General features: G+C 42.0%; 4 protein-coding genes. All 4 read right to left on the bottom strand.

Annotated features, from left to right (window positions below):
* Positions 1-35: 35 nt before the first annotated feature.
* Positions 36-1,553 (bottom strand): filamentous hemagglutinin N-terminal domain-containing protein, encoded by a 1,518-nt coding sequence (locus HWQ36_RS18995; protein ID WP_292705232.1) that lies wholly within the window; start codon positions 1,551-1,553, stop codon positions 36-38.
* A gap of 149 nt (positions 1,554-1,702) precedes the next feature.
* Positions 1,703-3,454, bottom strand: a complete 1,752-nt coding sequence (ltrA, locus tag HWQ36_RS18990; protein WP_292705231.1) for a group II intron reverse transcriptase/maturase — start codon at positions 3,452-3,454, stop codon at positions 1,703-1,705.
* Between the two features lie 902 nt (positions 3,455-4,356).
* The gene (locus HWQ36_RS18985) at positions 4,357-6,930 is read right to left on the bottom strand and encodes a CHAT domain-containing protein (RefSeq protein ID WP_292705230.1); all 2,574 of its coding nucleotides are present in this window, start codon (positions 6,928-6,930) and stop codon (positions 4,357-4,359) included.
* A 58-nt stretch (positions 6,931-6,988) separates the two neighbouring features.
* On the bottom strand, positions 6,989-10,021 hold the full coding sequence (locus HWQ36_RS18980) for an S-layer family protein (protein ID WP_292705229.1): 3,033 nt from the start codon (positions 10,019-10,021) through the stop codon (positions 6,989-6,991).
* Between the last annotated feature and the right edge of the window lie 211 nt (positions 10,022-10,232).

Below are 10,232 nucleotides of genomic sequence, written 5' to 3'. Positions count from 1 at the left end.
AATTGCCATATTCTTTACCCTGTAGCTCTTTCAGGCTATTTTGTCTCCCCCCAAGCAGTAACATTCACATTAATATTCCCCGCATCTCCCCGCGCTGCTGGTTGGGTAGTAGATGCTTCACTAGTAGTGCTTACTAGTTGCCCGCCATCAATTAGTGATAGAGTCGCAGCATTGATGTCGATATTACCACCTTTACCAACACCTCCTGGTTCCACTGTGCTGAAGATGGAAGCATCTACAAGGGTAACAGCATTTTTTGCACTCACTGTGATATTTCCTGCATTCCCTTGTCCAGATGTTGAAGTTTGAAGTTGAGCTTTGTCTTGTAACGAAAAGGAACCAGAATCGATTGTAATATTACCCCCATTAGCAACTGCATTTGTTTCAACATTGCTAAAAATCGCACTATCGCCAGCAATATCAACAGTGCCAGCAACATTAATATTGATATTCTCTGCATTGCCTTGTCCAAGGGTTGAGGCATTAAGTAGAGCGCCTTCTTGTAACAAAAGAGAGCCAGAATCAATAGTAATCTTACCCCCACTACCTTGTGAACCCAAACGCACAAGATTAAGAACTCCGCTTCCACCAGCAACTCTAATTTCCCCAGTAGCATTCAGTGTAATATTTCCTGCAACAGTTTCAGATGTCCCCAAATCTTGCCCAATACCAGCACTTAGGACAGTTCCTTCTAAAATCTCTATATTTTTGGCATTTACTCCAATATCACCGCCACCAGCGCCTTCTACATATATCGCAGCTTGATTCGTAAGGGACACCGAAGTTCGCGCAATATTCTCAGGAAATTTCAAACTGAGATTATCACCATCTAAACCCAATGCTACAGTACCAGGTTCGCCTAACCCTCCTAACTCAATTCGTCCACCATAAGCATTTAATTCTCCACCATCCATGCTGACATTACCACCTACCAGCAGTAAACTTTTACCATCTGGTACTCGTAAACCAAATGCACTAAAGCCTGCTGGATCTGTTTCTGCAAATGCAACTGAATTATTTTGAATTGCTGCGTCTTGATTAATCTGATTAAACAGCAATGCTGAAGGATTAATAGTCAACAACGGCGAAGGGATATTTTTCTCAGTAGCACTAAAAAATCCGATATTTCCAAATTGCAGTGCATTCGCTGTAGTCGCCACAAACGAACCACCAACATTTAACTGAGCATTCTGACCAAATACAATTCCATTGGGATTAATCAAAAACAAATTAGCTGTGCCATTAGCACGAATTATCCCATCAATATTAGAGACTGATCCACCTGTTATCCGACTAATAATATTCTGAATATCCGCAGCATTATTAAACAAAGCAGCGCCGTTAGTTGGGACAGAAAAATCTCGAAAGCTGTGGAACAAGTTGCCACCTGCTTGAGTTCCTCCTTCAATGATGCTGTTGTTCCCTTCTAACTTGACACTAGAGTTATTAGGCAAAGTGCCATCCGGAATAATTTGGGCAAAAGCGCAATTTGTACTCCCAATACTTGAACCACATATTGCAATTCCGAAAAACCAGCCCCAACGAATACTCATCTTAAACATTGCACCTCTTTAAGCAAACAGCAGTTGCGAAACTTTTGGTTATGTCACACTACGTTAGGGTCGAATGACAGGTCGCCCTGTCATCCTCCCTTTCAAAACCGTGCTTGAAACTTTCGTCTCACACGGCTCCTCTTTATAACCTAGCGTTTTGTCATTTGCACCAGTCGGTCATGATTTGTTTTAGTATCATGACAGTGCCTATGAAGTGCTTGCAGATTTTTGTATTCATCTTTTCCACATTGAGATATGGGGATTATGTGGTCAATTTCTATCAAGTCACCATCATAGAAATAGAGGTTACAGTATTCACACTTTCCTTTCTGCTTTTGTAGTAAGTTGGCTAACCTGCTTGAGATTAAGGGATGTTTTCCCATTCGAGATGCCCAATAGATATAATCTCCGTCGTATGGGCTTTTTTGACCTTTTACTTTTATATGGATTTTTGTTTTGGTATCTATATATTTGGCTAGAACCAATCCATTAACAGTACTGAATCTCCAATTTTCGTTTCCTATCCTCTTCCAATATTTTGGGAATACCCTGTATTTATTGGTTTTCGGACAGGCACGAAGCGCCCAACTTCTGAGTTTTTGCCAGGAAAGAAAGTCCATTTTATTGAATGTCTTGCTGGCAAATATGGTGCTGTAATAATTTGACCATCCTCTTATAATCGGATTTAATTCAAGAATTAAGTCCACTTGACTTCCTGATGTGTGCCTTTTTATTACCTCACCAATTTTCTTTTGGTGTTGTTTTTGTTTATCTCTGCTAGGTTCTATCTGCGTGGTGAACCCTAATGGTTTTCCATTAGAGCTTTTAGATGACCGGTATTTACCCGTTTCAAATTGGCGTATGGTGAATCCTAGAAAGTCAAATCCCGTGTTCCCTTCAAACTCATTAAGAGTATGGGAGATTTTAGTTTTACTTGGTTTTAATTCTAGACCCATTTGGGTTAACCATTCAGATATAGCTTCTTTGCACTCTTTGATAATTTCAACATCATTATGAAGAACTACAAAATCATCCGCATATCTTATGACTGCTGGTACTATTCGTATTATTTCCTTACCTTTCCATTTCTGGGGAAATCTCTTGGTTATTAGTTCTTCTAACCCATGTAGGGCTATGTTGGCTAATAAAGGGGAAATTGCTCCGCCTTGAGGCGTTCCTTCTTCGGTGGGGAATAGTTCTTTCCCATCCATATATCCAGCTTTCAACCAGTGATTGATTTGCCTTCTGAGGGACGGGAATGTGTTGATTTTATTCAGTAGTGCTTTGTGATCAATCTTGTCGAAACATTTACTTATGTCAGCATCAAGTACAAATTTTGCTTTGCCTTTTATGTGGTTAAAGATTGCTTCGATAGCGTCATGACATCCTCTTCCCGGTCTAAAGCCGTATGAATTGATTTCAAAATGGGCTTCCCATTCCGGTTCTAATGTCATCTTAGCTAGTGTTTGTAGCGCTCTGTCATGTATAGTTGGAATCCCTAGAGGGCGTTTTTCCCCATTAGGTTTTGGTATCCATACTCTGCGAGTCGGTTTGGCTTTATTCCCAAGTTTTAATTGATTTACAAGTTTTAGGCGGTCTTCTGGGGTCAGAGATTTTGCTCCGTCCACTCCAGCCGTCTTTTTTCCTGTGTTATCTTGGGTTACTTTCCTGACTGCTAGACATTTAGCTGACCAAGATTTAAGCAGTGTTTTTTGAAGCTTGTGAACAGTGCGTACATCACCCCGACTACTGGCTTGATAAATGCGAGTTTGTAATTTATGGACTTTCCTTTCCATTTGTTTCCAAGGCAATTCCCCCCATTTATATGAGTCGAAAAGACCTTGAAATATTGGAATGTCATTGTCCCATCCCATCCTGAACTTTTGTTCGGCTTTAGGCATTATGTTACTACTTTCACCTTTTATCTTCTAGGTCAAAGTGTCTACGTCTGCTTATCTCAGGAGTTACCCTGAGCATTGGCTTCTTAGACAATCCTTACCTCTAACTCTTGTGGATGATTACCTACTCAGTTATCGACCTATCCTGAGAGAGTTTTGAGGTTTACTTCGTTCCAAATTACCTTTGGTTGAACCTTTAGAATGCCTCTGTCCACCGGGTTTATTGTCGGTGCTTACTGGTCAAACCCGAAATTGCCAGCGACATATCCTTGCCTTTTGGCTTGGACTATTAACTGTCGTAGTCCATTGCGAATTTCGATGGTTAAACGAGACTTCAAGCTTTCGCTTTATTCATAGGCTCTTGCTCGATAGGATTCCCCGTACAGTTCGGAGTTACTACCTTTCTATCCCGCTTTATCCCTTTGATAATCAGTCTCTAGAATAGGGATAGTGCTGTCACTGTTGCACCTACAGGGTAGGGCTTGCCGTTCTAGTTTACTAGGCTCACCTACAAGATAATTTAGTTGTCATCTGTTGAGGATTTAAAGTGCGAACTCTACCCTGGTGGGTTACTCAGCAGATGCCAGTTGTCCCCCTATTTCTAGGTTTAAACTGAACGAATCGCACCCGGATTTCTCACCATACCTCGAAGGGAGGAGTAATGAGTAGTGAGTAAAGTCTTCACTTATTACTCATTACTCATTACTCATTACTCATTACTCATTACTGAGTATTTACTATTACTCATCATCAAACGCAAAGGAGCTTGTGAGAAATGCGGGACTATTAGTGTGGGTTTACGGTGGTTGAAGTCCCCTCTGGATAATTCTCAGTTGTGTTCGCATTAGTTTTACGCAAAATTTGCTAATTTATTTATAGAAATTTATACTTATCCAGATATAAAACTACAGCCAATTACCTAGCAGAACATAGGGGGCCCAAAACCTGGGACGTTTGTATTTAGGATTTTGCAACAGAGCTAACTGGGCGTGACGGAGTACTTCAGCTTTAGTCAGGTTTTTGTTGGCTAACTCTTGGTAAAATTGACTCATCAACACAGCAGTAGACTCATCATCCAAGTTCCACAAAGAAGCGATCGTACTGCGCGCTCCTGCCTGAAAAGCGACACCAGCAATTCCTAGTGCAGCTTGTTCGTCCCCAGCAGCTGTTTGACAGGCACTAAGAATGAGCAATTCAATGGCTTCGGGTCTATTTTGCTCTAGAGTTTGCACTAACTCATTTAACTTTTTGACATAAATACGCTCATTCCAAGCGACAAGAAATGTCTCCTCAGCCTTGGAGCTAAACTGACCATGAGTTGCAAGATGAACAATAGGGAAAGATAGAGAATTAATCCGGTTTTGCAAAGTTTTGCTGGTAAATTCTTGATTTAGAAGGATGCTGCTAGGGACTTGAGAGCGGATTTCTTCTAATTCAAGTTTGACGTTGGGTAGTGCAGAAAATCCCGAACTTGCTTCACTCAATCCTGCGACTATTGCCTTTAATTCCTTCTCGAATGGTTTGGGTTCAATTAGTTGCAAGCTGGGAGTAAGTGCAATATTATACTTCTCAACTAGATACTGTTTGCCATCGTAGAGAGCTGCCATCGGAATATTCCGCAACCAACCATCCAGCACAAACACCAAAGTAGGAGTCTTAGTTTCAACTAAGGCAGCTTCAGCAGGTTGAATCAGCCATTTGTAAACCTTCTGGGATAAAGATTGAACTTGTCGCAGGGTATGTGGTTTGGGTAGATTTTCCTGTAGTTGCGCTAAAGTAGTTTCCAATTCTTTTTCAACTACAGGGGTAGTGTAGTGCAACCAACGCTGTTGAGGCAACTCAACGATCACCTCTAGTCGGTCTGGCAAAATAAATGGATAAACAATTGCTGCCGTTGGATCTTTTTTGGGATTACGGATTTGAGCATTCAAACAGTTGTTGCGAAAGAAGTTTTCTAGTTCTGCTATTTGGAGTAATTCGATTGTATTGCTGGCTTTTTCGAGATTTTCAAAGCTAAGTTGCGAGTTACCCTGAGATTGCAAAAGTAAATCAACCAACTGCCGATAAACTGGTTCAACTTCCTCTCGAAAAGAAAATTTCACCGCAGAATTGACAGCAACTAAATCACTGCGGAGGGCTTGGAGATTACCAACTGCTTCTGTGTAAGCTTCGATCGCTCCTTTAATATCTTCCCTCACTTTGAGCAAACGTCCTAACTGCCATTGCCATCGATAGGCGATATCTTTAGCATCAATAGCTTGAGCCATAAGCAAGGCCTGCTGGGTAAGGTTTTGGGCATCAGTCCACTGTTGAGTTTGTTCGTACACTCCACCCAAAACACCAGTAGCATAAGATTCTGTACGTTTATCTTCTAGATTTCTTGCTTGCTCAATAGCAACTGACAGTTGTTGAGCGATATTCAACCATGAGGGAGTATCGGCAGTGATTGTCTTTTTGTAAAGCGTCAGAGTTTGGGCAAAGTTGATGCGGGTAAAAATGGCTGTACGACTAGCAGGTAAATCACTCAGTTGAGTTTGGATTTGAGACGACAACGCCGTTAAAGCTGAGAATTGTTTGGTTTCTAGTAGCAGTTTCAGTTCATTAACTTGAGCTTGGATGCGGGTAGTTGCTGAAGTAGCAGCATTGGCAGATTGTCGGTAAAATTCTATAGCTGCTGGCACATCTTGCTGGGCGCGGGCTGTGTTGCCAAGACTGAGTAAAATATCACCTACTGCTTGTTTATCTGGCAATGATGCAGCTACTTCTAAACTTTGCTGTAATATCTGCTGTGATGTTTTTAAATCTCCCGTAACTTGCACAACGTTACCGAGACTACGCAACCCTGTAACTTTCAGGGGTGAGTTGGGTTGCTTTTGTAAAATTTGGATACTTTCTTTTAAAGTCTTCTCAGCTTGCCGATAAAATCCCAATGTTTGTAAAGCTTGAGCTTGGTTGATGCGATTGCTAAGAATTGAGTTAGTGTCATTTAGTTTTTGATAAATACTAGCTGCCTGTTGCCAAGTATTGAGGGCATCTTCAGCTTTATTTTGAATTAATAGTAAGCGACCTTTGATATCTAATAGTTGAGCTAAGACTTGAGAACTATCTTTTTGAGTTTGTAATAAATTTAGACTTTGAGTGATTGCATCTTCTGCCTCAGCCCACCGTCCCAATTGCTGATAAGTTAATGATAAATTGCCCAAGGTCATAGCTTGTCCTAGTTGATCTTTGTTGGCTTTGAATGCAGAGATAGCTTGTTGCCAAAAAGTAGCCGCTTGAGCAAACCGTTCGGCTTCATAATACTTTCTTCCTTGTTCTACCAAGTTTTGGGCATTAGGCAAGCTTTGAACAATTGACTTTTCGGCAGTTATATGTGCGAATGTGGGCGGCAATAACCCTGCCCCTAAAAACATAGCCAAAAGCAGTAGTACACTTAAAAGACCTTTGATTTTCCGTAATCTAGATTTTTTCCTTGCCATGTTTTTGCCCTGACTTGCACCGCGTCTTTACTAAAAATAGACAGTGTAAGTTACTATATCAACCTCCTTGCTGTTGATTAAACACACGGCAATCGGCTGTCCTTTGCCAGGAAGAATGAGGCGTGAGAGTGTATGCATTCGCTGTAAGAATTACATCACCATTAGCAGCAATTACCCAACTATTAGCTTCTACTATGCGAGCTGGTGTAGAGCTAGTGGGATTTGTAGAAACTGCTGGAGTAGAGGGTTTATTTACTTCTGGTTTGAGAGTTACCAAATCTACTTGCACTGCGTCAGTGCTAAGGGCTTCACCTGGATTAGGAGGCAAGCCGCCACGTCCAGTGATCACAAATTTGCTTTGTACTTGGGAGCTACCCGCACTACAGCCCTGTGCTAATTGGGTATCAACTACTACGGAAGGTAAGTTGACTAACCCACGATTTGGGTCTACATCTGCTGTATTAATAATTACCTGACCATTTAAAGTTGGACTTGTCTGGGAAATTGCTGTAATATCGCTAGTTTGTAGCCTTTGAGGGTCTAAATTGCTGGTTCCAAACAGTCTTACTAAGTCTTCACGACTACGCACTGTCATCCCAAAAATTGCAGTAGCATTAATTTGGACTTTACCTCCCTGACCATTAAAGGCATTAGCGATGATGTCATTATTTTCTAAGGGAGCAGCCACAACAAATCCTCTGCGATTATCAGGGTCATTAATAGTGATATTCCCACCATTCCCACCAGCGCCTGCAATGCCTGCGGTAGCAGAAATTTGACTATTGCGACGCATCTGGATGAAATCTGCAATAGTCAGCTTAATATTGCCGCCTTCACCGGATGTTGTCGTCGCTAGTAGCTTCCCTTGATTTTCCAGGCGGATTTTGTCAGATGCGATCGCTAAATCTCCTGCATTCCCTGTTCCTCTGCCACTCACAGTTATTTCAGCCCCATTTTGAACAATTAATATAGGAGTGGTAATATTTAAGTTTCCTGCGGCTTTCGCACCGCTAGTAGTAGCAGATAACCTGCTAGCAAAACCATTTTTGAGTTCTGAGGTCGGTTTAGATCTTCCACTCACCTCTATGAAGTCAGAAGCGTTGACGTTTAAAGTCCCCCCTAGTCCATCCTCCAAAGTATCCGATGATACTTGACCACCGTTTTGGATAATTAACTTTTTGGTATTAATCGTTGAATTTCCGGCATCTCCGTTACCTGCTGTCCGATTTGTTAAGCGGCTGTAAACCTCTTCTCCATATAATGATTCCCCAATTACTTGCACAGAGTCAGAAGCATTCACAGTCAAATCTCCTCCCTGGCCTCTACTAAGATAGGTAGTACCAGCAGATACCTGCGCTCCATCCAGGATAATCAACTTTCCAGTAGTAATAGTTAAATCTCCTGCCTTACCTGCACCTTCAGTTCGAGTTGTCAAGCGGCTACGTTTTTCTACAGCATTAGCTAATCCTCCTATTACCTCAACTGAGTCGGAGGCGTTTATATTCAAACTTCCCCCTTGCCCGAAACTTAAATTATTCGGGTCACTACTACGAGACACAGCAGCAGCAGATATAAGTCCTCCATCCCGGATGCTTAACTTTCGGGTGGTAATTGTCAATGTTTTTGCACGTCTAGCGCCGGAAGTTTGATTTGTGATTCGGCTGACCTCAGTGGTATCAATTGATCTGCGATCGCTTGATGTTCCAATCACTTCAACTGAGTCGGCGCTAATAGTTAAATTCCCCCCCGAACCCATACTACGAGGCTGAGTACCAGCGAATACTTGCCCTCCATCCTTAATAATTAATTTACCAGTGGTAATATTCAAGTCTCCTGCCGAACCTCTACCATACGTATTAGTTATTAAGCGGCTTTGGTATGTCTTCTCTGGTGTTTCCCGAATTGTTTCTCCCATCAATTCAACCGATTCCGAAGCGCGGATAGTAAGATTCCCGGCTGTCCCATTTTTGTTGCGCGAAGTTGCAGTAGTAGAAATTTCTCCCCCATCTCTGAGAATTAACTTTTTGGTAGTGATAGCTAAGGCTCCAGCAGTTCCATCACCACTTGTTTGAGCTGTTAAACGGCTGGGTTCGGTAGTATCTGCTGATGTGCCAATTACATTCACCGACTCAGTTGCAGTAACAATTAAAGTTCCGCCTGGTTTTGAACCCAAGGTATTAGCCTGAATCTGCGAACCATCAGTGATGTTGACATCCCTACCCTGTAATTGGATATCACCGCTACCATTACCATTTGCATTGATAACAGCTAGCTGTGATAATTTGATATCGAGAAAATTCTCAATACCTTCATATCCCAATGCCCAGCCTTTGTTGGTTGGGTTAAGCCTGACTAAATTATTCCCAGCTACACTTCCGAGTTCAATTCGTCCTCCAGCTGCCGATGTTCCTCCAGATACCGTCATCTGTCCTCCTGCTAACGTAATATCACCACCTACCAGTGCTAAGGTTTTACCAGGTCGCACTTGCAGTCCAACAGGTTCTCCATTACTATTGGTTGCCTGAGATTGATTAATGATGCTCTTGGGAGTTTCGCCAAACTGCAAACCGATGGGAACACTCACAGTCAGCAGAGGCGTAGTTTGGGGAGTAGTTGTGCTAAATTCTTTGCCATCTGCAAATTTTAGGCTACTCGCAGTCGTCGCTACAAACGACCCCTTCACATCCAGGCTAGCTTTTGGTCCAAAAATAATGCCATTGGAATTAATTAGAAACAGGTTAGCCGTACCATTAGCGCGAATTAACCCATCAATATTAGAAGCTGACCCACCCGTTACCCGACTGATGATATTTTGAATACCCGCAGCATTATTAAAGAAAGCAGTACCGCCAGTAGGAACAGAAAACTTTTGAAAACTGTGGAACAAGTTTTTTCCTGCTTGGCTTCCGCCTTCAATAATATTGATGTCATTAATCGTTGTAACACTAGAATTATTGGGGAGAGTGCCATCGGGAGTAATTTGAGCAGAAGCGCAATTAATAGAGGAGGCGATCGCTCCATTCATCGCCAACCAAATTGCTATGCTTAATTTCCAATCCCAATGTCGCCAGTATCTCGTCGTTCTAGACATTTTTCCCCCTATATCGGCAGTAGTTTTATCAACTACAACCCGTTAACTTTCAGGATTAATGAGTATCCAACAGTGAAATTGGCAAGAAATTTTTACTAATATTTATGTACGGTTATTGCCAGGATCGTATGCTGAAAGCAGGTTTAGGTGAACCGTAGACGCACATCGGTTCAGCAGTGCATTGGGCAGGTTTCCCGACTTGTTCGCGCAG

Origin of the sequence: Nostoc sp. NMS2 (assembly GCF_017115105.1) — a bacterium.
Lineage (GTDB): Bacteria > Cyanobacteriota > Cyanobacteriia > Cyanobacteriales > Nostocaceae > Nostoc.
This window is presented reverse-complemented; position numbering and strand designations above follow the sequence as displayed.

What these genes read in the sequence shown, in the direction of transcription:
- HWQ36_RS18995 (WP_292705232.1), bottom strand. Translation starts at nt 1,553, where the DNA reads ATGAGTATTCGTTGGGGCTGGTTTTTCGGAATTGCAATATGTGGTTCA.
- ltrA (WP_292705231.1), bottom strand. Translation starts at nt 3,454, where the DNA reads ATGCCTAAAGCCGAACAAAAGTTCAGGATGGGATGGGACAATGACATT.
- HWQ36_RS18985 (WP_292705230.1), bottom strand. Translation starts at nt 6,930, where the DNA reads ATGGCAAGGAAAAAATCTAGATTACGGAAAATCAAAGGTCTTTTAAGT.
- HWQ36_RS18980 (WP_292705229.1), bottom strand. Translation starts at nt 10,021, where the DNA reads ATGTCTAGAACGACGAGATACTGGCGACATTGGGATTGGAAATTAAGC.